We start from the raw sequence: 23,079 nt of genomic DNA, 5'->3' as shown, positions 1-23,079 counted from the left end.
CATGCTGGCCCATATCAGCACGCCGGGTCGGGCGCATCGCACCGAAGGCACGCGCGACATCCATCGCGCGCTGCCCGAGGAGGTGCCGGTCGCGCTGGTGTTCAACGGTACGACGCAGGCGGTGATGATGGCGACGCCTGCCGATCTGGCGGATTTCGCCCTTGGCTTTGCCCTGACCGAGGGCATCGTCACCACGCCGTCGCAGGTCGAGGAATTCGAGATCGTCGACCATGCCCATGGCATCGAGGCGCGGTTCTGGCTGACCGATGATCGCGCCGAGGTGCTTGCCGAACGCCGCCGGACCATGGCCGGTCCGGTCGGCTGCGGGTTGTGCGGCATCGACAGTCTGGAGCAGGCCATGCGGTCTGTGCCGCATGTCATGTCGGATATGCGAATGACGGTGCAGGACGTGACCCGCGCCACCGGGGCCTTGCGTGATCATCAACGCCTGCACGATCTGACCCGCGCCACCCATGCCGCCGGGTTCCTCATGCCCGGCTCGGGCGTGTTGCTCGCCCGCGAGGATGTCGGCCGCCACAATGCATTGGACAAGCTGATCGGTGCGCTTGCCCATCAAGGCCTCGATCCGACCCAGGGCGCGGCGGTGATGACCTCGCGCCTGTCGGTGGAGCTGGTGCAGAAATGCGCCATCGCCGGTATTCCCGCCCTGATCGCCGTCTCTGCCCCGACCGGCGCCGCCGTGCGTCTGGCCCAGGAGGTGGGGATCACTCTTGCCGCATTTGCCCGCGGCGAGGGGTTTGACCTCTATTCCCATCCCGACCGTATCAATGACGAGGCCGCAGATGTCGCCTGACAAGATGATCCGCATGGCGAACCAGATCGCCACCTTTTTCAAGACACAGCCGGGAGAAGATGCGCCCGCCAAGGTCGCTGCCCATATCTCCGATTTCTGGGAACCGCGTATGCGTGCCCAGTTGCATGACCATGTCGCGACCGGTGGGGCCGGGCTTGACGCGCTGGTGATCGCGGCGGATGCCCGAATTGCGCGGCCCCGCGAACGCGCCTGACGGGTCTCATATGCCTTTGGCCAAAGATCTGCCCCCTCCAGGGCAATCGGGAAGGCCTCAGACAACGACAGGCGAGCGATAGGCGATCCGGTCGGGGCGAGGGGTCACTTCCTTTCGTCCTTCGGCATTCCCGATGCCTGTCTGGGCAATTCGGTGGTCGGTTCTCGGGGTGGTTTCCGGTGTTATGGAAAGGCGACAGAATAGTTGCGCGAACAGGCGAAACTGTCCGCGATCAGACGCTATACGCGAGGATCTGGCTGATGTGCGTCAGGCTGCGACCAGATTGCTCCGCCCAGGCATTGAAGGCCGCCTGCGTTGCGGCAAGGTCGCGCTTCGAGGTTGGCGGCTTGTCGACAACGCCCTCGGCAATCAGACGCGCAACAACGTCCGGCGACAGGATGTAGCTGTCCTTTCCCATGCTCCGCAGCACCCTCTGACCGGTCACCGACCCAAGCCGCGCGCCCTGCTTCGACAGAACGGACAGCAGCGCGTCGTAGCTCTCGCCGGGCCAGTTGGCGACAAATGCGCCAAAGCCGCCGTGTTCCCCGGCGATCTGCCGGATAAAGCGGGCGTTCTCGATCACCGCCATCACCTTGGCGCCATTCCGCACGATTCTCCTGTCGGCCAGGAGCCGGTCAATATCGTCGTCGTGATAGGCCGCGACGCGGTGCGGGTCGAAGTGTTCGAACGCATCCTCCATGCCGGGCCATTTCGCATCGATCACCTGCCAGTTGAAGCCCGCCTGAAAGAGGCACTTTGCCATGGCGGCAAGCCAGCGGTCGTCCCCGGTCGCGGCCAGTTGCACGGGGGTAAGAGGTGTCGAGAGCCGTCTTTCCAGTGCATCGGGGCCGCCTTTTCGGTCGGCCGCAATTTCGTAGATCTCTGCGAAATCACGCATGTTCATCCTCCCGATAGAGGCCCAGTGCTTTCAGCGTGGTGCTTGCCGTCAGCCACAATTCCTGTTCATCGCGCAGGGCCTTGGAAAACAGGTTCAGACCGATCAACAGGTTTTGCAGCGCCAGCGCCATGGCATGGACGTCGGTCTGTTCTGCCAGTTCACCGGCACTCACCGCCAGTTTCAGAAGGTCTTCCAGTCGCGCCGCGCTGTGCAGGACGGCGTTCGCGATCATGACGCCAAGCTCGTCGTGCAGGGTGTCGAGCTCAGACAAGCTATTGATTGCCAGACAGCCGCGCGCTTCGGGATCTTCGGCGCGGGCCTTGCAGATGGCCCGAAACGTCCGGGTCAGCAGGACAGGGATCGGCATATCGGGAAGCCCGCCGTGCAAGACGGCATCCGGCGATTGCGCGAAGTAGACGGCAAGAGCTTCCTTGAACAGGTCCTCTCTGGTGCCGAAGGCATTGTAATAGCTGGAGCGCGTGATGCCGAGTTTCTCGGATACCGCCTTTACGGAACTCGCCTCATACCCGTTGCGCCACATCTCCTGCATCGCCGCTTCGATGGCGGCTTCCCGATCAAAAATCGATGGGCGGGCCATCTGACGCCTCCTGTAATTATGTTTTGTACACTTATGGACAAAACGCTTCGGATGTGTTTTGTACATGAATGTACAAAACAGCCAAGTCAAGGAGACAAACCCGATGACAGCCTTCTTCGTATCACGGATCAAAGTGAAGGATCCGGCCAAGATGCAGGACTATGCCGCCGCGACCGGCCCGACGATCGCCGCCCACGACGGCGCGGTGGTTCTTCGTGGCGGGGCCATAACGACGCTGATCGGAGAGGAGGCCGGCCAGCATGTCACGAGCGTTGTCCAGTTTCCCGACATCGACGCGCTGACCGTCTGGTTCAATTCACCCGAGTACCAGCAACACGCGGCCCTTCGGGACGAGGCTGGCGAGATGCAGTTCGTCGCCTACCAAGTGCCCGCCGCCTGACCATTCTTCCAAACAAAACGGCACCAGGAAATCGGGTCGCGTCAACACCCGGGAGGATGAATTCACCCTTCCGGGGACGGTCGTTAGGGTTCACGTTTGATCACGTGGTTTTCGAGAGTTTCGTCGCATTGGCTGAAGTCGGGCGACCGGCCGTCCAAAAATGGGGGACCGGGCCAGCTTTTAGCGCGGGGTAAGCTCGCGCTCGATCTCGGCCTGCATTTCTGCCACCGCGCCTTCGAGGTCGGCGATGAAGGCGCGGGCAGGAAGGGAGTGCGTGGCATAGCCCGGCGTCAGGATCGACACGCTGTTCGCGATGCGCGGGCGAAAGCGACGCATGACAAGCCGGGTATCTTCGGGTGCCTGTAACAGGTGGCTATATGCGGTGATCATGTCGCTCACCATCACGCAGGCGCCAGAGGCCACGAATTGCAGCCCCGGAAGAAACGTACGCAGTTCCAACCGCTTGTAGAGCCGCGCGCCCATGTCGCGAAAGGCGCGTTCGGTCTGGATCGCTGTGGGGTGCTGGTCAAAGAGCACGGCCATCGGGCGCCCATCGAGATCAGCTGGGGTGATCTCTTTCTGAACGGCCAGCGGGTCGTCGGGCGGCAGAAGGCAGACACATTCAAGGTCGTAGTCGAGCTGACGGATCGATGCACGGGGGGACGGGGTTTCGGCGAAGCCAATGTCGAACTGCTGAGAGGCAATCAGCTCCTCTATCATCTCGGACGACCGCATGATCAGGGAGACTTGCAGGTCAGGCTTGTTCTCGAGGAACCGCGTCAGAAGCCGGGGCAAGAACACGCTCGAAGCGGCAGGATGACTCGCCACCTTGAGCTTACCTGACTGCAGCGCACCGACCTCCGCCATCGTGCGTTCCGTGCGCTCCACACGGGCGAGGATTTCTTCACATTCCTCGAGAAAGAAGCGGGCCTCAGGGGTCGGCGTCAGTTTCCCGTGCGACCGCAGGAATAGCTGCAAATCCAGCTGCTCTTCCAACGTCCGGATCATTGTGGAAATCGCGGGTTGGGTCCGGCCAAGCGTGCGGGCCGCTTCGGTGATTGATCCCGAGCGCATGACCTCGCGGAAGGTAAGTATTTGTCGAAAGGACAGGTTCATGACCTCAAGCATAAAGCAGATTTATGAAGTCAAATAAATATTCAAATTGAGTTTATGCACGTGTTTGACCGACAGTTCCGTAAAGCCTCGCAAGAGTCGGGGCGCGGGGGACGCTTATGGACACTGTTGCGAAATATCTTCTGACGGCGCTGATCTGCATCGTGGCGCTTGGCCAGTTCGTGCAGGTCATCACACGCTACGTGTTACAGGTGCCGGTGATGGGGCTCGAAGAGACGATGCTGTATCCGACGCTGTGGCTCTACATCCTGGGGTCGGTCAACGCGTCGCGCGAAAACACGCATATCCGCGCCAACGTCCTGGAAATCTTTATCAAGACAGACCGGGGGCATACGATCCTTGCGATCATCGGCGAAATCATCAGCCTGATCGTCGGCCTCTGGCTGCTGTCGTGGGCTTGGGACTATACCCGGTATGCCTGGCGGGTCTGGCGCGAGAGCCCGACCCTCTACATCCCGACCTTTTATTCCGACATCGCCATTCTGATCGGGCTTGGGCTGATGATGGCCTACACGGCTTGGCACTTGTGGCGGCATATCGTCAGCCTGCGCACGGGAGAGCCCGCATGATCGAGATCGCGCTCCTCGCCATCGCCATTCTGGTGATCACTCTGACCCTGGGGGTTCCGCTGCCTTACTGCTTCGGCGCGGCGCTGATGGTGATGTACTTCATCGGCGACGTGACCATGAAGGGCATGATGCTCTGGGGCTTCCAACAGCTTGGTAACCCGGTTCTTCTGGCTATTCCGCTGTTCGTGCTGGCTGGCACCATCATGGCGGAAAGCGGGATCGCCGCTTCGTTGTTGCGCTTTGTCAATGCTTTCATCGGGCATGTGCGCGGGGGCCTGGGCGTTGTGGCGGCCGTCTCTTGTGCCGTAATCGGTGCGATTTCCGGCTCCGGGCTGACCGGCATCGCTGCCATCGGCCCTCTTCTCATCCCCGAGATGGAAAAGCGTGGCTATCCACGCGAATATGCCACGGCCCTGATCGCCAATTCCTCGATTCTCGGTCTGCTGATCCCGCCCTCGGTCACCATGATCGTCTATGGCTGGGTGACCGACACCTCGATCCTTGCCTGTTTCCTCGCCACGCTGGGGCCTGGCCTTCTGATCATGGTCGCGTTTTCGGTCATCAACCTGTTCATGGCGCGGAAATTTCCGCTTATTCTGGATGACAAGCCGTCCTTCTCCGAACTTTCGGGCGAGGTCGCGCGCCGGGGCTTTCACGCCTTCCCGGCGTTGCTGATGCCGGTGATCATCCTGGGCGGGATCTACGGCGGCGTGATGACGCCGACCGAGGCCGCTGCCGTCTCGGTGATCTACGCGATCCCGGTTGGTTTTCTCATCTACAAGGGCCTGAAGTGGGAGAACTTTCTGTCCGCAGGGCGGGAAGCAGCGACGGCGGTGGGGGCGATCATGATGATGATCCTGTTCTCCATGATCCTGAGCCAGATGTTCGTCTACGAGAGCATTCCGCAGCAGCTTGTGCAGGGCATCTTCTCGATCACCGAGAACAAGGTGCTGCTGCTGATCATGATCAACATTCTGCTCTTCCTGGTGGGAATGGTCGTGAATGACGTGACCGCGATCATCCTGATCGCGCCGCTGCTTCTGCCGCTGATGCAGGCCATCGGCGTGAGCCCGGTCCAGTTCGCGGCGATCATGGGGGTAAACACTGCGATGGGGGGTGTTACGCCGCCTTACGCCTCGATCCTCTATCTCGGTGCGCGTATCGGCAAGGTGAAGGTGACCAAGGTCATTCCACCTGCGATGAAACTGATCCTGCTCGGATACGTGCCCGTGGTCTTCCTGACCTCGCTCTGGCCCGACCTGTCACTCTTCCTGCCGCGCTTCTTCGGATACGACGTGGCCCCCTGATCACCCCAACTTCGCAAAAGACAACCTGGAGGAAAATCAAATGAAACATGCATTCCTTACGACCGCCGTCGCGGCCCTCATGGCGCTTGGCAACTTCGCCGAAGCGCAGGAGCTCAAGATGAGCCATGTGCGCCCGCAGGACGCAACGATCGACGTAGAGCTGCGGGCCTTTGCGGCAGCCGTCAGCGAGGCGACCGGCGGCGACGTCAAGGTCGAGATTTTCCCCGCCTCGGCGCTCGGCGACTATACCACCGTGCAGGAGCGGATCAGCGTCGGCGCGATCGACATGGCAACTCAGCCCGCGGCGACCGCCGCCGACCGTCGGATGCAGATCAGCTCGTTCCCCTATCTCGCTGGCAACTGGGACCAGGCCCGCGCGGTCTATGGGCCGGGCGGCGTGGTCCGCGAGGTGATGGCCGACCTCTATTCCGAGCAGGACATCACGATGCTGGCGGCCTATCCTGTCTACTTCGGGGGTATCTCGCTCAACGTGGAGAACCCGAACGCAGGTTCGGTAGAGCAGAACGGAATCAAGGTGCGCGTGCCTGGCATCAAGAGCTTCCAGCTGACCGGCGAGGCACTGGGCTACATCCCGTCGCCGATCCCCTTTTCCGAGGCCTTCACGGCTGTTCAGACCGGCGTGGTTGATGGCGTTATCGGCTCTGGTGCCGAAGGCTACTACGCCTCGTTTCGGGACGTGACAAAGACCTACATTCCCGCCAACACGCATTTCGAAGTCTGGTACATGATCATCTCCAACGAGAGCCTTGCCGGGCTATCCGATGAAGATCAGGCGGCCCTCAAAGAGCAGGCCGTCGCGTTCGAGGCGACCCGCTGGGAAGTGGCCCAAGCCGATCAGGGGCGCAATGAACAGCGCCTTGTCGACGACCTTGGAGCAACGGTTGTCGATCTGTCGGAGGCGGAACTCGCGGCCATGGCGGCCAAGGTCCGCGCCGATGTGTGGCCGGCGGTTCTCGAAGATGTGGGGGCTGATTGGGGCCAGTCGATCCTCGATCAGGTCGCTGCCGCCACCAACTGACCATCGGTGTCGGGGCGGCATTCCGCCCCGACTCATTCACCCGAAGGGCGGATCAATGGAAACCGAATTTGCCATCATCGGAGGCGGCGTCGTAGGCCTCTCTGTCGCTTGGGGTCTGCTCAAGCGCGGACGGACCGTCGCCGTGCTCGATGGCGACGATGGCTCCTTTCGGGCGAGCCGGGGGAATTTCGGTCTGGTCTGGGTTCAGTCCAAGGGCATGAACCAGCCGCGCTATGCGCAGTGGTCGCAGCAGTCCGCCGCGATCTGGGCGGAGTTCGCGGCAGAACTGGGCGAGAACACCGGGCAGACGGTGCCGCTTCAACAGAATGGCGGGTATGACCTGCACTTCTCTGAAGAGACGTTGCAGGCGACTGTCGAGAAATACGAGAGACTGAAAGCGCAGCTTGGCGGCGACTACCCGTTCGAGGTTCTGGGCCACAATGCGCTTCGCAAGGAAGAGCCGCATATAGGACCCAAGGTCGTCGGCGCGATCCTGCATCATCAGGACGGGCACGCGAACCCGCTCAAGCTGTTGCTGGCTCTGGCCGCCGACGTGCGGCGGATGGGTGGGCGCGTCCTGACTGGCAAGACCGTAACGGATGTGGACAGGCCGGATGGCTTCCGCATCTCGTGCGCCGATGGCACAACCATTGAAGCAGGCAAGGTCATCCTGTCGGCTGGCCTCGGCGCGGCCCAGCTTGGCCCCAAGATGGGCTTCAAGGCTCCGATCCGTCCCCAGCGCGGCCAGGTCCTGATCACCGAAAAGCTGCCAAAGCTGATCAATCGGCCCTCGCTCATCGCGCGGCAGGTCGACGAAGGCGGCATCCAGATCGGGGCCACCAATGAAGAAGTGGGCCTCGATGACCGGGTGACGCAGCCGGGCCTGTCCCGGCTCGCCTCCGAGGCCATCGCGGCCTACCCGGCGCTCGCAAAGGCGCAGCTTGTCCGGTCCTGGGGCGCGCTCCGCGTGCTCTCGCCCGACGGGCTGCCCATCTACCAGCAAAGCCCCGATATGCCTGGGGCCTTCCTCGTCACCTGCCACAGCGGCATCACACTGGCCGCCGCTCATGCACGCCTTTTGCCTGACTGGCTGGAAGGCACTGACGCGGCCCCCGATCTGGAGGTGTTCGGTGAATCCCGCTTCGCCGTTTCTTGAACTCGAACAAGGTCCGCGCGTGTCGGTTACCTTCGACGGCGCGCAGCTCGAGTTGCCCGAAGGCGCGAACCTCGCCGCGGCGCTTCTGGCGGCAGGAGTCGATGTTTTGCGCCATACGCCTGTCTCGGGCGCGCCGCGTGGGCCCTTCTGCATGATGGGGGCCTGTTTCGACTGCCTTGTTGAGATCGGGGGCGTCGTCCGCCAAGCCTGCATGGTTGAGGTGTCGGCTGGCATGGACATCGCCAAGCCTCGGGGGGATGCCGATGGACCAGTTTGACCTTGCCATCATCGGGGCGGGCCCTGCGGGCATGGCTGCGGCGCAGGAGGCGGCGGGGCACGGTTTGCGCGTTGTGCTGCTCGACGAGCAGGCGCGGCCGGGTGGGCAGATTTACCGCGATGTGGACCGGGCCGGGTCACTGCGCGGCGACATCCTCGGGTCTGACTACACGGATGGCAGGCGCCTTACGGCCGGGCTGCGGCACGACGGTATCCGTCATGTCACCGGCGCGGTGGTCTGGGCCATCGAAGAGGGGTTCCGGATTTCCTACACGCGCGAAGGCCGCGCGGCGCAGTTGGCGGCCGACCGGGTTCTGATTGCCACCGGCGCTCTGGAACGGCCGATGCCGCTGCCTGGCTGGACCCTGCCGGGCGTGATGACGGCCGGTGCGGGTCAGATCCTGCTCAAACAGTCAGGAGTGCTGGCGCGCCGCGCGGTTCTTGTCGGGTCGGGTCCGCTCCTCTACCTCATCGCAGCGCAGATGGTGCGAGCCGGCACGCCGCCGCAGGCCATGGTCGAAACGCAGACGACCGCAGACCTGCTACGTGCCATGCGGCATCTGGGCGGTGCCCTGAGGGGGTGGCCCTACATGCTCAAGGGCTTGAAGCTGCTGGCCGAGATTGTCCGCGCGCGGGTGCCTCGCCACACAGGCGCGGTCGGCATCAAGGTGGAAGGCGATGGCAGGGCCGAGGCCGTCCGCTTCACCAGTCGGGGCAGGTCGCAACGGATCGCCTGCGACACTGTCTTCCTTCACCATGGCGTCGTGCCCAATACTCAGGCCGCGCGATCCCTGGGCGTTGCGCATCGCTGGAACGCGGACCAGACCTGCTTTGCGCCGGTGTTGGATCGCTGGGGCGGCACCGACGTGACGGGCATCTTCATCGCGGGCGATGGTGGCGGCATCGGCGGGGCGAAGGCCGCCGAGATCGCCGGGAAAATCGCCGCGCTGCGGATCGCCGAACTGGCGGAACGCCTGACCGAGGTCGAGCGCGACGGACATGCCGTACCCCTGCGCGCCGCACTGGACCGGGAACTTGCTGCGCGTCCCTTCCTCGATGCGGCCTACCCACCTTGTGCAGAAGCGCTGTCGCCGGAGGACAAGACCGTGATCTGCCGTTGCGAGGAGGTGACGGCGGGCAAGATCCGTGAGCAAGCCCGTTTGGGCTGTCTCGGGCCGAACCAGGCCAAGGCCTATGGCCGCGCGGGTATGGGGCCGTGTCAAGGGCGCTATTGCGGTCTCACCGTGACGGCGCTGCTGGCCGAGGCGAACGGGCGCACCCCGGACGAGACCGGATATTACCGCATTCGCCCACCCCTCAAGCCCGTGACACTTGGCGAACTCGCCGCCATGGAGGAGACGCCTTTGGACAAGGCGGAGAAGGAGATAACGACATGATAGAACGGATCGAAACAGGCCAGCGCATGAGCAAGGTCGTCAAGCATAACGGCGTCGCCTATCTGTGCGGTCAGGTCGGTGACGGCGCAACGGTAGCCGAACAGACCCGCGATTGCCTGTCGCGCGTCGAGGCGCTTCTTGACAGGGCTGGGTCGTCGCCCGACCGGATGCTCACGGCGATTATCTGGTTGGCTGACATGGCCGATTTCGCCGAGATGAACGCGGTCTGGGATGCCTGGGTGCCCGAGGGCCACGCGCCCGCACGGGCCTGCGGCGAAGCGAAACTGGCCCGCCCTGACCTGAAGGTGGAGATCATCGTCTCGGCGGCTTGCTAGACGCGCTTGTCCAAATGGCCGACGCGGATCGCATATATGCGCTTCGGGTGCCTCTCTTCCAGCCCCGCCCAATGATCGCCGTTGACGTGTTTTCGTGCAGTCAGGGTGGCAGATTATCATCAGTCTGCGTATGGTGCGTTTCACCGCAAGTGGCCCCTAGGAGATCGCAGAATGCCCTTGAACGCAGCCACAGAGGCCGCGCGCCTGTCCACAGCACCGATGATGGACTGGACCGACGGTTCGAAAAGCCTGTGATTTTTCAATTTCTTGAGGTCATGTTGTAACTCGTGTTGTAAATCATGTTGTAAGTCCGTCCCGGCCATGCGCACAAAAATCAGGCGGAGAATTTCACCCTTTATCGCCAAGATATGCCATTTTATCATTTAATGTCAGTTGCTTAAGTTTTTGCCGGACGGGCTTTGCGCGAATTTTGGGCGATGGGGTTTGAGCCACTTGGATTGGACGGACCGAATCGGTGAGAAAACCGCTCCCCAGCTCAAATCCAACCGGTGTTTTGGGGTCTGGGACGAGCCTCTTCTGAAGAGCCGATAGTCACTACTTGAAGGCGTCCCGCTCGTACAGCGCGACCTCGCGACGCTTGTCGAGATAGGTGGCGAGATCCGAGAGGTGGACGCCCTTGGCGCTCTTCTGGCTGCGCTCCGATCGCACCAGCGGCAGATCGATTTCACCGGAACTGACCTTCCTGAGAAACTTCGGCAAGGTCAGATGGGAAAAGTAGTCTTTGCAGACCGCATCGACCGGCACGACCGCGCGGCCATCATATTGAGCCATCAGGAGAAAAAGCGTGTTCATCTGTCAGTCTCGGTGGTTTCTCTGCTCCACATCCTGGCCTCAGCCACGTTCTCCATCAATGCGAGCGGGCGGCGGCGTTTGGCGGGATGAGGGACCTTGATCGTGAAAAGGGCGGCAAGCGGCGGCAGAAGGTGGCGAAGAAATAGGACAGAATGCGATCAAATCGGCGGACTTCCTGCGGACTTTCAACGGTTTCCCGAGAGTCAGAGGCGGGCAGGGGGGACCGTGACGGGTTGAGGGCTGGAGGAGAGGCCTCCGGCGCCCGTCGCGGAGGTTTTCAAATGAACACCGAACTCATCGATGCCGGGCGTGACATGAGCGGCGGCTATAAGGTGGATGTGTCGCGCGGCACGAATGTGGACCGCGTGTCGTCCGAGTGGTTCTCGCGGCCGGATGACGAGCGGTTCCTGTCGCTCGACGATCTTTTCGCCTCGGTCAAGGGCCGGGCGGAGCGGAGCCGGACGCGCACGGTGGAGAGTGCGGCGCTCCGGGTCGAGGCGCATCGCGACGACCCGGAGAAACTAAGCCTTGTCCTGCCGGGCACGGATGAGCCCGTCGCGCCGACGCATTGGTCCTTTGGCCAGCTCTCGAGCCTCGTCGGCGCGCCTGCCGCCTATCTGCGGCAACTGCCCGCGCCGCTGGCGGGGATCAACCTGCAATACGGGCTGACCAACCACCGGGCCGAGCAGATCAAGACCCTGGAGGTCGCGAATGGCCGCACGGAACTGCGCGCGGTGACGGGCCCGGACTACGGCCGCATCTACGACCACGAACTGGTCTCCGCCGTACAGCGCATCGCGGGCAACGGCACCGGCGACACGCGCTGGAAGGTGCCGGGCGTGCTCGACTGGTCAACGGGCATCTACAATCCGCGCGTGGACGTGACGAAGGAGACGACGACGCTCTACGCCTCGGACCGTGACGTGTTCCTGTTCCTCGTCGACGACCTCAATCCGATCGAGGCGGGGCTGTTGCCCAATGGCTCGCCCGACCTCTACTTCCGGGGGTTCTATTGCTGGAACTCGGAGGTGGGCGCCAAGACACTCGGCATCGCGAGCTTCTATCTCCGGGCCGTGTGCCAAAACCGCAACCTTTGGGGCGTCGAGGACTTCCAGGAGATCACCATCCGGCACTCGAAATACGCCGCCTCCCGCTTCGCGCATGAGGCCGCGCCTGCGCTCAGCCGCTTCGCAGAGTCCTCGCCCGCACCCTTCATCGACGGCATTCGCGCGGCGCGGGAGAAGATCGTCGCACGGTCGGACGAGGACCGTCTAGACTTCCTGCGCAAGCGCGGGTTCTCGAAGGCGGAGACAGGGCGGATTGTCGAGACGGTCCTGGCCGAGGAAGGCCGCCCGCCCGAGAGCGTCTTCGACTTTGTGCAGGGGATCACCGCAGTTGCTCGGTCGAAGCCACAGCAGGACGCGCGACTGGTGATGGAGGGGAAGGCGAGGGCGTTGTTGGAGCGAGTGGTCTAGTTTGTCTGATCGGGTGACGACCAGTTCAGGTTGTCACCCAGCCCCAACAAACGACTCAGCCCAAATGAACGCCCACCGGGCGCCACCATCACAACTCGTATTTCCAAGGAGCCATCTATCAACTTCCTGAGTCAAAACGACGATCATTGCTGACACTCGTGCGCCTAGGTTTCATTCGGCAGCATTGCCACTGAGGTCTTGCTGCCTAATGAGGTCGGCTGCGATGATTTTTGCGTCGATATCTGAGCCCAGAGCTTTTACAGCTGTCTTGGCGTCCTTCGCAAACGTTAGGTCTGTGACGATTTTTTCGTTGCGCAGGCGAACAGCCGGGTATGTGTCGCGATACTTCTGATCGGTTTTGCCATCCCGGTGGACCAATATGTGACGAGCGTCGAGATATGGCATCGCGGCGTCCAAGAGCGCATTGTCGACGTTCAACCCGAGCCGACGGCTGGCCTTCCTGATCAATTCGCGCGTATTTCTTTCATTCTCCAGCTTTCTGAATATCTCGCCGGAGATGTGGCTTACGACTTGATCCCAAGTGCCATGGGAGAGAATGTCTCGTGCTTGGATCTCGATCTTCACGTCGCCGACAAATTGAGCCGGATTAATTCCTTTTATGGCTGCTTTCGTCATGACTTCTGAGATGTATTCAGAAAAGTCTTCAAACAGATCTTTGATATAGGCGGCGGCCACGGTGCTCTTGAGGTGGTTACCGGTGGTGTTTCGGGATGCTCGTGTATTCGGCCTCCCCGCCAAAACTGGGTGAGATTCAGCAGTCGCACTCAAAGCAACCGCGATGTTCTCGTCCGAGTTCGGCCCATTGAGGTATGAGTTCACCAACAAGTCACACAGTTCAATGTCGCTGTCATAGTATCCAATCCGCTGGATAAATCTCTGAAAAGCTTTTGTTTTCATGGCAAACCTTACCGCCCAAATTTACTCGCACTATAGCGAAACGGATCGCAGGAACTACACCCCAAAAAGGTGCTCCTGGACGAAGTCCCCCATGAAGCAAAAGCCATTCCATGGTGTTGCCACCGGGATCGCACATAGAGTGAGAGGGTGGCCGGGTTTTCTGTGACGGGTTTGGAGGTCGGGAGAGAGGCTCCCGGCTGGCCCGTTGCGGAGATATCCCGATGACCAAGCAACAGAAAATTACCCTCAGCGCCTCGCGCGACATTCCGTTCAACAAGCTGATGCTCAGCCAGTCGAACGTGCGCCACGTCAAGGCGGGCGTGTCGATCGAGGAACTGGCCGAGGACATCGCGCGGCGGACGCTGCTCAGCTCCATCACGGTCCGGCCCGTGATGGACGACAGCGGCGCCGAGACCGGCATGTACACGATCCCCGCCGGCGGGCGGCGGTTCCGGGCGCTCGAACTGCTCGTCAAACAGAAGCGCATGAACAAGACAGCACTTGTCCCCTGCATCGTGCGCACAGACGGGCTCGCCGAGGAAGACAGCCTCGCCGAGAACGTCCAGCGCGCGCCGCTGCATCCGCTCGACCAGTTCCGAGCCTTCCAGGCGATGCGCGAGAAAGGCCGCACAGAGGAGGAGATCGCCGCGGCCTTCTTCGTCTCGGCCAGCGTGGTCAAGCAGCGGCTGAAGCTCGCCGCGGTCGCGCCGTCGCTGCTCGACGCCTATGCCGAGGAGGAGATGACGCTCGACCAGTTGATGGCCTTTACGGTCAATCCCGATCAAACGCGGCAAAGCCAAGTCTGGGAGGCGCTGCAGCGGCACTATTCCCGGCAACCCTACGAGATCCGCCGCATGCTGACCGAGGGTGCGGTGCGGGCCTCGGACAAGCGGGCTCAGTTCGTCGGGCTCGACGATTACGTCGGGGCCGGGGGCGAGATCCTGCGCGACCTGTTCCAGCAGGACGACGGCGGCTGGCTGCAGGATGCCGCCCTGCTCGACGTGATGGTGCGCGAGAAGCTCGCCGAAGAGGCTGAAGCCATCCGCGCCGAGGGCTGGAAATGGGTCGAGGTCGACACCGAGTTCCCCTACGGCCACACTTTCGGGATGCGCCGGGTCCACGGCGAGGCGGTGCCGATGAGCGACGAGGAGGCTGCCAGCTATCAGGCACTGAAGGCCGAATACGACGCGCTTGAGGCCGAGCATGCGGAAGCCGACGAGTTGCCCGACGACGTCGATGCCCGGTTGGGCGAGATCGAAGAGGCAATGGAGGCACTCGAGGCGCGTCCAATCTGCTACGAGGCCGACGACCTCGCGCTGGCAGGAGCCTTCGTCAGCATCGACAGTTCTGGGCGACTGCGGGTCGAACGGGGCTACGTGCGGCCCGAAGATGAGCCGGCCGAGGAGGTGGAGGATATCGGTGAGGTCGCACCAGAAACGGCGCCGATCGAGGACTCCGACAACACCGTTGCGCCGGCCTCGGACGAGGAGGAAGAGGATGACGGCCTGAAACCGCTCTCCGACCGCCTCGTCATGGAACTGACGGCCCATCGGACCCTGGCGCTGCGCAATGCGCTGGCCCAGGACCCGCAGGTCGCCTTCCTCGCGGCGCTGCACGCGATGGTCCTGCGGCTCTTCTATCGCTACGCGGTCGACAGCTGTGTCGAGATCGAACCGCGCAATGCCGCCTTCGGATCGCAGGTGCCGGGCCTCGGCGACACGGCCTATGCGCAAGCCATCGACCAGCGCCACGAGACCTGGGCACGGAACCTGCCGAAGGCATCCGAGGACCTCTGGGAGGCGCTGACCGAGTTCGACAGCTGCAGCCGCGAGGCGCTCTTCGCCCATTGCGTGGCGATGAGCGTGAATGCCGTCCACGACCCCTACCAACGCCGGCCGCGCGCCATCGCGCATGCGGATGTGCTGGCCGGGACCGTCGGGCTCGACATGGCCAAGGCGGGCTGGACGGCCACGGGTGACAGCTACCTCGGCCGCGTGACCAAGGCGCTCATCCTGGAAGCCGTGCGCGAGGCGAAAGGCGAAGACGCCGCTGACCGGATCGCCGGCCTGAAGAAGGCGGAGATGGTGACCGCCGCCGAGGACCTGCTCGTCGGCACCGGCTGGCTGCCCGACCCGCTGCGCACGCCGCCGCTGCCGGAAGAGGACGCGCCGGAGATCGAGTTGGTCGACGACGCGGACCGCACCGACGATGACGGTTCCGAAGACGATCCCGACGCTAGCGAAGCGCAATCGGCGGAAGACGGCGGCGAACCGGCTATCGGAGATTACGAACCCTCGGGAGAAGATGATCCCATCGCCGGTGACGCCTTCGCCAAGACAGCCGCCGAGTGACCTACGAGCAGCACGGGACCTTCCCCCAAGGTCCAAAGTCAGGGGCCCGTCAGTCATGGCGGGCCCCTGATTGCGTCCAACCCTCTTGGAGACCGCCATGACGAGCCCCGCCACCGAGCTTTCGCGCCAGCTTTCCCAGAACGCCGAAACGGTGTGCCGGCACTATCTGTCGAACGGCCGGAAGCAGGGTCATTACTGGCTGGTGGGAGACGTTCAGAACACACCGGGCCGATCCATGTTCGTTCGGCTGTCCGGGCCACTGTCCGGCAACCGTGCCGCTGGAAAATGGACCGACGCAGCCACGGGACAGCATGGCGATTTGCTCGATGTCATCCGTGAAAGCTGCGGCTTGGTCGACTTCAAGGATGTTGCCGATGAGGCCCGACGCTTCCTGAGCCTGCCCTTGCCTGATCCACCCCGACAGCATTCTCCACATTCACAGCCACCAGCTGCCACCGGATCTCAGGAGGCGGCTCGACGCCTGTTAGCAATGGGCGTGCCGATCCGCGGCACTCCGGTAGAAACCTATCTGCGCAGGCGTGGCATCGGAGCGTTTGACCAAATGCCAAGCCTGCGGTTCCATCCCGCCTGCTTCTATCGGCCCGAAGGCGGCGGACCGGTCGCGCGGCTTCCGGCCATGCTGGCTGCCATCACCGATCTCGACGGCCGCCAGACCGGGACCCACCGTACCTGGCTGCGCCCGGACGGGAGCGCCAAGGCCGATATCGACACACCGCGGCGCGCGATGGGCGCTTTGCTCGGGAACGGGGTGCGGTTCGGTGCGCCCGCAGACGTGCTCATCGCGGGCGAGGGGATCGAGACGGTTCTTTCTGTGCGCTCGGCCCTGCCTGAGTTGCCCGCCGTCGCGGCGCTGTCATCGGGACACCTGGCCGCCATCCGGTTTCCCGCTGGCCTGCGGCGGCTCTACGTGTTGCGCGACCGTGATCCCGCAGGCGCGGCGGCAAGGGATCGACTGGAGGCGCGCGCAGCCGAGGTCGGGATCGAGGCGTTGACCCTCTCGCCGCGACTGGGCGACTTCAACGATGATCTCCGACGCTATGGGCTGGCGGCTTTGAAAGCGCGGTTTCGGCTTCATCTCCACGTCGAGGATGCCGCTCGTTCCGTGCCGGTGTGACAGGGCGGCAATCGGGCTGGCGCTGTACGGCTCACAGCATCATTTTCGCAGGGGCATCCCGCGCGCGGTTCCCATCCACGGGAAAGGCGGGCGCGCACGGCCTTCTCAGAGGGCAGGAGGCCCACAATCGGGACGGCCCGGCAATGGCCGCGCTCCGGCTATTTTCCGCCGCGCCCCCTTGGGGCGCTTTGCATCGCGAGGCAAAATAGCCGGGCTTGGCCATCAAGGCCCTCGCGAAAGGCTCGGGCTGCCCGGCCGCCCCGCCCGTGGGCGCGTTCCTGCCACGAAGGCCGCGTGTGGCGCGCGGCTCCCCCGAGGAAGGAACCCGCAGATGACCCTCGATCTCGAAACCGATGCCCACGAGCCGCATCACAGCACGTCCTCGACCGCCCATGTCCTGACCGAACTCCAGCTCTACGGCTGGCGCCCCTACGAGGATGAACCCGATCCGCGCCCCTTGCCCGAGGGCAGCCAGATCGCCGGTGCCGTCGCCGATATCCTCGACGCCCTTGTCGCGACGCTCGGCGATACACGTCTCGAACCCGATCTCGACGAACTGCTCTGGGGCACGGTCAACCTCTTTCACCGGGCGCTCGCCCGGGCCGAACGTGAACTCGACGACAACGAACAGGCGCAGCGCCGCCTGCAGCGGGAACAGGATGGCTCAGAGGTGAAATCCCTCGAACTCGAACGCCTCGTGGCCGAGGGGCAGAGCATGGTCGAGCGGCGGACCGCGCTGGAGCTCTTCCGCGACCTGTCGGCCGAGGGTTTCGAGCATCACCTCGGCAAGCCCTGGCATCCCCGGACCGGCTCGCGCGTGAGCCATCGCAACCTGACCGCCGCGATGATCGACAGCCGGGATTTCCTCGCCGCCCGCCGCCGCGCCGAGGCGCAGCTGCTTCTGCCCGAAGGCCCCAAGGTGGCCGTGGCCGGCGGGGCGGATTTCAACGATCACCGGCTGATATGGGCGCGGCTCGACCGAGCCCATGCAAAGCACCCGGACATGGTGCTGCTGCATGGCGGCTCTCCCAAGGGTGCGGAACTCATCGCCTCCCGCTGGGCCGATCATCGCAAGGTGCCGCAGGTAGCCTTTCGTCCCGATTGGACCAAGCACGGCCGTTCGGCCCCGTTCAAGCGCAACGACGCGATGCTGGACGTCCTGCCGATCGGCGTACTGGTCTTTCCGGGTACGGGTATCCAGGAGAACCTTGCCGACAAAGCGCGCAAGCTGGGCATTCCGGTCCTGAAGCATAAGAATAGCGCTTAGACCACGTCTTTAGAGCAGCGAGACTTGCATGTTCGACAACAAGCAGCCAGCCCATGAGTTGCTTCTCTCGAGAACTATGCGATTGGCGCTTCGCTTTTCTCGCCCAGGCCGAAACCTTTCAGCATCCAAATGGTCGATTTTGCTGGTAGAAGTTTTTTCTTTCCGGCGAGTCCCCTGAGGTCACCATAGGGGTTCTTACCAGTTTCTTGTTTCACGAACTCCCCCAAATCACTCATGTATTGCAGGGCATAGTATATTGCCTCTCGACGGGTTGGATCTGTTGTCTTCTTTCCGTGGATGAGCTTGTTTCTTATGTCCTGAGCTTTCGTTAAATTGGATTTGGCATCGGCAGGGATGGCTTTGGAGAAGATGTTCTTGAAGACCGCCGCATATTTGTCGGCAGTGAAGTGTTGCTTCTGAAGTTCACTATCAACTTTTTCCGAGGCGCAATCGTGTATTCGAATAAGCCCGCATTTAAGGGCGCGGTGATGCCCCTCTTCAAGCTTCATAAAGCAGTATGCCAAAGCAATTTCGTAATTTTTCCCATCGGCCAGTAGCGGCTCCAGCTTTCCCAAATAATTCTTCACATCCCCGTCGAGACCGTCATAGATGGCTTTCAGGCCTTTGTAACTCTTGGGTACTGGCATCTTAATCCATTCCAATCGCGAGTTGGTTAGTCCGTGTCCATGGGCGAGCAACAAGCATCGAAATTTCGCGCTGCATGTGAGGCTACACTAATCTCCTGAGTTCGCTCGGCAACGTCTATCGTCAGCAACGCTCTGCTGATTAGCACGGCAAGGCTTGACCGAAACACAATGTAGCATCACCATTACTTAGCAGAACCGGCGGAGCAGCATAGTCGAAGGCGGTGCGCACACTCGGGCAGCCTGTCGTGATCCCCGCAGTCACAGACCTATGGAGGCGTCCATGTCGCTTGTTCTTCTTGCCATCTCACTATCCATCGCGCTCGGTGTTCTGGCCTTCCGCTTCGCGGTCTTCGCACTGCCGGTCATGGCCGGGATCGTCGCGTTCCAGCAGGTGAATGAGGGTGGGGCCGGTTTCGGCCTGTCTTTCCTTGCCGGCCTGGCGGGGGCCGCAGCATCTGTCGTGTTGGTGATCGCCATTCTCGGTTTCGCCCGGAATCCCTTCCTCCGCCTCGGGGCGCTCGGTCTCTTTGCTGTGCCCGCCGCCGTTGCGGGTTACGCGCTGGCCCATGGCATCGCGAAACATTCGCTCGACCCGGGTGTGATGCTGACGCTGATCTGCGGTGGCTGCGGCGCTGTCGTCGCCGTTGCGGCGATGATCAATCTCAATGCCTTGGGCGAGGGGCTGCTCGACCCGTAGCCCTTGGTCGCGGTCGTCCCTGGTCAGTTGATCGCAGGCGCGGAGCAAATCGGCGCTGCGACGGTCCTTGGGTGATCGCAGGCCAAAACCCGGACCATCCCCTTCTCGCATGACCATGGACCAACCGGGCCTATGCCCGTGAGTGCGGTGAACGGCGCCTGACGTGCTCGGTTCTGCTTGCGTTGTCTGGCCATCGCACACGGCGCAGCTGTGGCACGCGACGGTGGGTGCGCGAGGCTGATTGCCGATGGGTGCGTGATCTGGGGGCCAAGTTGCCCTTCGCGAGGAAGATGGTTCGGCACTGCGTCCCCGTTGGCGCTCCCCCGAGAAGACCTGTCCCTCCTCCTGATTGATCCCCTAAGCCCGTCCGTCCGAGGCCAGCAACCCCGCGCGGCGGGACCCGTGTTGGCGTGTTCCACGCCTGCCCGCGCCACGTCCCGACTTGGGGGTCGAGCGGACGCCAGAGGCGTCCGTGCGGGCCACGTCCAGCGGTCTTTGACGGGCCTCATCGGAGGGACGGTCCCTCCGGATGAAGCAACGGAGACTTACCATGCAGAACATCGTCATCCTCGCCGGCAACATCGGCCAGACCCCTGAGACCCGCACCACCCAGGGCGGCACCTCGATCACCACCCTCACCCTGGCCACCTCTCGCCCGCGCTATTCCGAAGGCCGGGTCGTCCGCGACGAGAACGGCTACCGCGTTCAAGACACCGAATGGCACCGCATCACCTGCTTCAACGGCCTCGGCAAGACGGTCCAGCAGTACTGCGAGAAGGGGATGAAACTCCTGGTCCGTGGCCGCATCCACTACACCAAGTGGACCGACGCCGCGGGTGTCGATCGCTACGGCTGCGAGATCATCGCCGAGACGGTCGACTTCCTGACCAAGGCCAAGCAGGCCGAGGACGAGGATCCCTCCTTCATCGACGATGAGGATGATCAATCCTGACACGGCATCGAAGCCCGGCGGCGCGAGCTGCCGGGCCTCTTCGCCGGTACTGTCCGACACCGTTCACAATTCGTATCACTCGGCGACATCCCGCCACGCGCAGCCGCCGAATCTGCGGTGAGTCGCGCCTTGGTCGGCTCTTCCGAGATCCAATGCCGGAAACTGCCACTGACCGCGATGATCACTGGCAAGCCCCCGGAAATGCGACTAAAATAGTCGTAGTTCTGGCATGTGTGAATGGCCGGGTGGGAGGTGATCATCATGATCACCGCCCGACAATCACGGGCCGCGCGCGCATTGCTGGGATGGACGCAGCAGGAGCTAGCCGATAAGGCCCTGGTATCACTGACCGCACTGAAGAGGCTCGAATCCGAGAAGGATCTTCGTGTCTACGAGTCGACCGAGGATCAGGTGCGGCGGGTGTTCGAGGATGCAGGCATCACGTTTCTGCATTTGGACAAGGGTGAAGGCGTCTTGATCGATGTGACCAAGGCGAAAAAGGCCAAGTGATCTTAACCGGTTGTTGCGGATATCGGTGGCGCGCCTGTACGGAAAGGCAACTTTGGGAGGGGGGTCGTTTCTGCGATCCTGTAGGCAAATGGCACAGGGCGAGACGACATTTCTGGACGCACCGCCGGACAGCGATACGCTGACCGACTACGACCATGCTCATATGGTTCTCTACCTCCGCATTTTCGACGCCGCCGAGGAAGGGGCCAATTGGCAGGAAGTGGTCGAAGTCCTGTTTGGCCTCGATCCGAAGCATGATCCCGATCGCTGCAGGAACGTCTACGATAGTCACCTTGCGCGGGCTCGCTGGATGACTGAGCATGGCTATCGAGACCTGCTTCGGCAGGGGGGTGACGGCCCGAACGGCTGAGTCGCGCCGAAACCCGCTCATGTGGGGTGGGCCGGACTCCCGGAAATCAATCAATACGTGTAAAATCAGGTCGTTTCTGAGAAGTTGACGAACGGGATTAGTCATGCCGTCGGAACGCTCCGGCTGGCGTTCCTCGGCAGAGTACGACTACGTCGAAGACCTGAGCGCGTCCGATCTTGCCTGGGAATGGCTGCGCCGCAACAAGCGCTATGCAAAGGACTATGCGACCCTCTCCAAGGCCGCACCGGACGACGCGTCTCTGAAAGAAGCGCTCCTCGACAAATGGGGGTTGCGATTTCGCGGCCGATCCCAACCTCCCGGCTCCAAAGGCCTGCGCACTCTGGGACCCCCGGATCGATCCCTCGGTGGTAGTGCTGCAGAAGGCTCCGAAGGTCCTGAGCGGCGCGGTGGAACCGACGATTCTACCTGAAGGGACAGTCAAATACGCCCATGACGGCCTCCACCATCTTCTTGGCGCTGGAGGGCAACGTCGCCTGCAGGCTCTGCAATCGGATCCCGACAATCATGCGCTTGTGGCAATCGTCCCACTCGATCAGGATGGCCTTGCCCGTCTCGACGCTGTCTTCCGCTTGCTTGCGCAGCTTCACGGCAGAGTGGTTCCTGCCGACAAACGCCTCACCCGCCAAAAACGCCTGCGCGCCAAGCGCATGTTGCAGGCGTTTGACGGGCGCGCGGTCGGCGCGTCCCAGCGCGAGATAGCTGAAGTGGTCTTTCGGCTGTCTCGGTTGAGCCGGGACGAGTGGCAAAGCGCGCCGGAGCGCTTCGCGGTCATGGCCTTGCTACGCGATGCTCGGAATATGGTTGAAGGCGGGTATCGTGCGCTGCTGCGTTCGAGGAGCATGCGTCGATGACGTCCGGACGAGGTATCTTTGGGTCGGTGGCCTCACGCAGCGCCACGCTGCAACGTCTTTCAGTAGCTTTTCTGAAACCAGCGCTGATGCCACTTTCCTGTTTCCCGTAAGCAGGCAACGGGGTGCCAGGCGCATCGGCGGCGTTGGCAACGATCCCCCAGGCGTCTACGATGCAACAAAAACAAGGCGAGGTCTGCCAATGGAACCCGAACCCAATCTGGTCATCTCGAGTGCTTCACAACGGGTCGTTGTCGACAACGTTCCGTTCAAGGTGGACATCTACAAGCTGGAAGGCGGCGAAGGCTGGTCGCTAGAAGTGGTAACCGAGGACGGCACGTCCATTGTTTGGGACGAACTGTTCGACGACGACAGGGCTGCATTCGAGGAAGCACTGGCGACCATCCAGAAGGAGGGCCCCGTCGCCTTTGTCAGGGGTGATGAAAACGTAATTCCCTTCCGCCGATAGACTAATTGTGAGCGGCCCAAAGGTGGCGCTCGACGTCCCCACTACGCTGCGCGATAGCCCTTCATTCCGGACATCCGCTACATGTCGGCGAAGACCATATTCCGCTGAGGCTTATGCATTGAAACGACAAACCCTTATGCTTCATATTGTGGTTGAACTGACTGACCCCACTAGTGGCTGATTTAGCCCACGCACCTACGAGAGCTTTCACATGGACGAGTTAAGTCAAGAATGGTTCGAGCTGCGAGACCTTCGACGCAGGTTGTATTCTCGTGCCGTGTGGGTCCCAGTCTACGGAACGATTCTTCCTTTGGAACGTGGAAGTTACCCAGACGTTGGGCATGGGTTGTGTCTCGAATCTGGTAGAAATTCTCCGGCGGCGTTCTCCGAGCATGTGGATTTGGGCCTGATCAGGCCGCGAGGTCAAGGCTGATCGGAGCGATGGGCTGAGCCAAGGTTTCCCAACCAT

Annotated in this window: 27 protein-coding genes; 21 read left to right on the top strand and 6 right to left on the bottom strand. The window is 62.4% G+C overall.

Going from position 1 to position 23,079, the window contains the following annotated elements:
* The first annotated feature begins 1 nt into the window (after position 1).
* Both fdhD and MVC20_RS07420 read left to right on the top strand, forming a co-directional pair.
* Positions 2 to 814 carry a formate dehydrogenase accessory sulfurtransferase FdhD gene (gene fdhD, locus MVC20_RS07425; RefSeq protein ID WP_297540199.1) on the top strand — a complete coding sequence of 271 codons (813 nt, stop codon included), beginning with the start codon at positions 2 to 4 and terminating at the stop codon, positions 812 to 814.
* The gene (locus MVC20_RS07420; RefSeq protein ID WP_297539930.1) at positions 804 to 1,028 is read left to right on the top strand and encodes a formate dehydrogenase subunit delta; all 225 of its coding nucleotides are present in this window, start codon (positions 804 to 806) and stop codon (positions 1,026 to 1,028) included. The genes fdhD and MVC20_RS07420 overlap by 11 nt, the downstream gene beginning before the upstream one ends.
* 232 nt (positions 1,029 to 1,260) lie before the next feature.
* Here MVC20_RS07420 and MVC20_RS07415 read toward each other — a convergent pair whose 3' ends face one another.
* Both MVC20_RS07415 and MVC20_RS07410 read right to left on the bottom strand, forming a co-directional pair.
* Positions 1,261 to 1,926 carry a DNA-3-methyladenine glycosylase I gene (locus MVC20_RS07415; protein ID WP_297539928.1) on the bottom strand — a complete coding sequence of 222 codons (666 nt, stop codon included), beginning with the start codon at positions 1,924 to 1,926 and terminating at the stop codon, positions 1,261 to 1,263.
* Complete coding sequence (locus MVC20_RS07410) at positions 1,919 to 2,524, bottom strand: TetR/AcrR family transcriptional regulator (protein WP_297539926.1); 606 nt, start codon at positions 2,522 to 2,524, stop codon at positions 1,919 to 1,921. The genes MVC20_RS07415 and MVC20_RS07410 overlap by 8 nt, the downstream gene beginning before the upstream one ends.
* Positions 2,525 to 2,627: 103 nt before the next feature.
* Between MVC20_RS07410 and MVC20_RS07405 the strand changes: the two genes are divergently transcribed.
* A complete protein-coding gene (locus MVC20_RS07405) occupies positions 2,628 to 2,924 on the top strand; it encodes a DUF1330 domain-containing protein (protein ID WP_297539924.1) in 297 nt (98 codons plus the stop codon).
* A 180-nt stretch (positions 2,925 to 3,104) separates the two neighbouring features.
* On the opposite strand, the gene MVC20_RS07400 is transcribed toward MVC20_RS07405, so the two are convergent.
* Positions 3,105 to 4,052, bottom strand: coding sequence for a LysR substrate-binding domain-containing protein (locus MVC20_RS07400; protein WP_297539922.1), 948 nt, complete (start codon positions 4,050 to 4,052; stop codon positions 3,105 to 3,107).
* A 104-nt stretch (positions 4,053 to 4,156) separates the two neighbouring features.
* Here MVC20_RS07400 and MVC20_RS07395 point away from each other — a divergent pair, with 104 nt between their 5' ends.
* Genes MVC20_RS07395 through MVC20_RS07365 form a run of 7 tightly spaced genes read left to right on the top strand, consistent with a single transcriptional unit; the run spans position 4,157 to position 10,137 of the window.
* Positions 4,157 to 4,627: a TRAP transporter small permease subunit gene (locus tag MVC20_RS07395; protein ID WP_297539920.1), complete on the top strand. Its 471-nt coding sequence runs from the start codon at positions 4,157 to 4,159 to the stop codon at positions 4,625 to 4,627.
* A complete protein-coding gene (locus MVC20_RS07390; protein WP_297539918.1) occupies positions 4,624 to 5,934 on the top strand; it encodes a TRAP transporter large permease in 1,311 nt (436 codons plus the stop codon). Before MVC20_RS07395 ends, MVC20_RS07390 begins: the two co-directional genes overlap by 4 nt.
* 40 nt (positions 5,935 to 5,974) lie before the next feature.
* Positions 5,975 to 6,973 carry a TRAP transporter substrate-binding protein DctP gene (gene dctP, locus MVC20_RS07385; protein ID WP_297539916.1) on the top strand — a complete coding sequence of 333 codons (999 nt, stop codon included), beginning with the start codon at positions 5,975 to 5,977 and terminating at the stop codon, positions 6,971 to 6,973.
* Positions 6,974 to 7,028: 55 nt separating this feature from the next.
* The gene (locus MVC20_RS07380; protein ID WP_297539914.1) at positions 7,029 to 8,129 is read left to right on the top strand and encodes an FAD-dependent oxidoreductase; all 1,101 of its coding nucleotides are present in this window, start codon (positions 7,029 to 7,031) and stop codon (positions 8,127 to 8,129) included.
* Positions 8,104 to 8,406 carry a (2Fe-2S)-binding protein gene (locus tag MVC20_RS07375; RefSeq protein WP_297539912.1) on the top strand — a complete coding sequence of 101 codons (303 nt, stop codon included), beginning with the start codon at positions 8,104 to 8,106 and terminating at the stop codon, positions 8,404 to 8,406. The genes MVC20_RS07380 and MVC20_RS07375 overlap by 26 nt, the downstream gene beginning before the upstream one ends.
* Positions 8,393 to 9,802: an NAD(P)/FAD-dependent oxidoreductase gene (locus MVC20_RS07370; protein WP_297539910.1), complete on the top strand. Its 1,410-nt coding sequence runs from the start codon at positions 8,393 to 8,395 to the stop codon at positions 9,800 to 9,802. The genes MVC20_RS07375 and MVC20_RS07370 overlap by 14 nt, the downstream gene beginning before the upstream one ends.
* Complete coding sequence (locus MVC20_RS07365) at positions 9,799 to 10,137, top strand: RidA family protein (protein ID WP_297539908.1); 339 nt, start codon at positions 9,799 to 9,801, stop codon at positions 10,135 to 10,137. Before MVC20_RS07370 ends, MVC20_RS07365 begins: the two co-directional genes overlap by 4 nt.
* A 555-nt stretch (positions 10,138 to 10,692) precedes the next feature.
* On the opposite strand, the gene MVC20_RS07360 is transcribed toward MVC20_RS07365, so the two are convergent.
* On the bottom strand, positions 10,693 to 10,950 hold the full coding sequence (locus MVC20_RS07360; protein WP_054538582.1) for a pyocin activator PrtN family protein: 258 nt from the start codon (positions 10,948 to 10,950) through the stop codon (positions 10,693 to 10,695).
* Positions 10,951 to 11,231: 281 nt separating this feature from the next.
* Between MVC20_RS07360 and MVC20_RS07355 the strand changes: the two genes are divergently transcribed.
* Positions 11,232 to 12,425 carry a DUF932 domain-containing protein gene (locus tag MVC20_RS07355; RefSeq protein WP_297539904.1) on the top strand — a complete coding sequence of 398 codons (1,194 nt, stop codon included), beginning with the start codon at positions 11,232 to 11,234 and terminating at the stop codon, positions 12,423 to 12,425.
* 171 nt (positions 12,426 to 12,596) lie between these two features.
* On the opposite strand, the gene MVC20_RS07350 is transcribed toward MVC20_RS07355, so the two are convergent.
* Positions 12,597 to 13,343 (bottom strand): hypothetical protein, encoded by a 747-nt coding sequence (locus MVC20_RS07350; RefSeq protein ID WP_297539903.1) that lies wholly within the window; start codon positions 13,341 to 13,343, stop codon positions 12,597 to 12,599.
* A 221-nt stretch (positions 13,344 to 13,564) separates the two neighbouring features.
* Between MVC20_RS07350 and MVC20_RS07345 the strand changes: the two genes are divergently transcribed.
* The 3 genes from MVC20_RS07345 (at position 13,565) to MVC20_RS07335 (ending at position 18,096) form a co-directional block, all read left to right on the top strand.
* On the top strand, positions 13,565 to 15,694 hold the full coding sequence (locus MVC20_RS07345) for a ParB N-terminal domain-containing protein (protein ID WP_297539901.1): 2,130 nt from the start codon (positions 13,565 to 13,567) through the stop codon (positions 15,692 to 15,694).
* Between the two features lie 97 nt (positions 15,695 to 15,791).
* Positions 15,792 to 16,829: a toprim domain-containing protein gene (locus MVC20_RS07340; RefSeq protein WP_297539900.1), complete on the top strand. Its 1,038-nt coding sequence runs from the start codon at positions 15,792 to 15,794 to the stop codon at positions 16,827 to 16,829.
* Between the two features lie 331 nt (positions 16,830 to 17,160).
* On the top strand, positions 17,161 to 18,096 hold the full coding sequence (locus tag MVC20_RS07335; RefSeq protein WP_297539898.1) for a DUF2493 domain-containing protein: 936 nt from the start codon (positions 17,161 to 17,163) through the stop codon (positions 18,094 to 18,096).
* Positions 18,097 to 18,170: 74 nt separating this feature from the next.
* Here the strand turns inward: MVC20_RS07335 and MVC20_RS07330 are convergent, their stop codons facing one another.
* Positions 18,171 to 18,743 (bottom strand): hypothetical protein, encoded by a 573-nt coding sequence (locus MVC20_RS07330; RefSeq protein ID WP_297539896.1) that lies wholly within the window; start codon positions 18,741 to 18,743, stop codon positions 18,171 to 18,173.
* A 280-nt stretch (positions 18,744 to 19,023) separates the two neighbouring features.
* On the opposite strand from MVC20_RS07330, the gene MVC20_RS07325 reads away from it, so the two are divergent.
* The 7 genes from MVC20_RS07325 to MVC20_RS07295 all read left to right on the top strand — a co-directional run bounded on the left by MVC20_RS07325 (position 19,024) and on the right by MVC20_RS07295 (position 22,610).
* A complete protein-coding gene (locus MVC20_RS07325) occupies positions 19,024 to 19,440 on the top strand; it encodes a hypothetical protein (RefSeq protein WP_297539894.1) in 417 nt (138 codons plus the stop codon).
* Positions 19,441 to 19,990: 550 nt separating this feature from the next.
* Positions 19,991 to 20,392, top strand: coding sequence for a single-stranded DNA-binding protein (locus MVC20_RS07320; RefSeq protein ID WP_297539892.1), 402 nt, complete (start codon positions 19,991 to 19,993; stop codon positions 20,390 to 20,392).
* Between the two features lie 261 nt (positions 20,393 to 20,653).
* Positions 20,654 to 20,902, top strand: coding sequence for a helix-turn-helix domain-containing protein (locus MVC20_RS07315; protein WP_043841892.1), 249 nt, complete (start codon positions 20,654 to 20,656; stop codon positions 20,900 to 20,902).
* 88 nt (positions 20,903 to 20,990) lie between these two features.
* Entirely contained in the window at positions 20,991 to 21,272 is a 282-nt protein-coding gene (locus tag MVC20_RS07310) for a DUF2285 domain-containing protein (RefSeq protein WP_297539890.1), read from the top strand.
* A gap of 103 nt (positions 21,273 to 21,375) precedes the next feature.
* Positions 21,376 to 21,702 (top strand): DUF6499 domain-containing protein, encoded by a 327-nt coding sequence (locus tag MVC20_RS07305; RefSeq protein ID WP_297539888.1) that lies wholly within the window; start codon positions 21,376 to 21,378, stop codon positions 21,700 to 21,702.
* Complete coding sequence (locus MVC20_RS07300) at positions 21,638 to 22,144, top strand: DUF2285 domain-containing protein (protein ID WP_363320718.1); 507 nt, start codon at positions 21,638 to 21,640, stop codon at positions 22,142 to 22,144. Before MVC20_RS07305 ends, MVC20_RS07300 begins: the two co-directional genes overlap by 65 nt.
* A 199-nt stretch (positions 22,145 to 22,343) precedes the next feature.
* Positions 22,344 to 22,610, top strand: a complete 267-nt coding sequence (locus MVC20_RS07295; protein ID WP_297539886.1) for a hypothetical protein — start codon at positions 22,344 to 22,346, stop codon at positions 22,608 to 22,610.
* Positions 22,611 to 23,079: the final 469 nt, after the last annotated feature.

Source organism: Roseovarius sp. (assembly GCF_027019125.1).
Classification (GTDB): domain Bacteria; phylum Pseudomonadota; class Alphaproteobacteria; order Rhodobacterales; family Rhodobacteraceae; genus Roseovarius.
The sequence above is the reverse complement of the archived record's forward strand: the minus strand, read 5'-3'. Positions and strand labels throughout refer to the sequence as shown.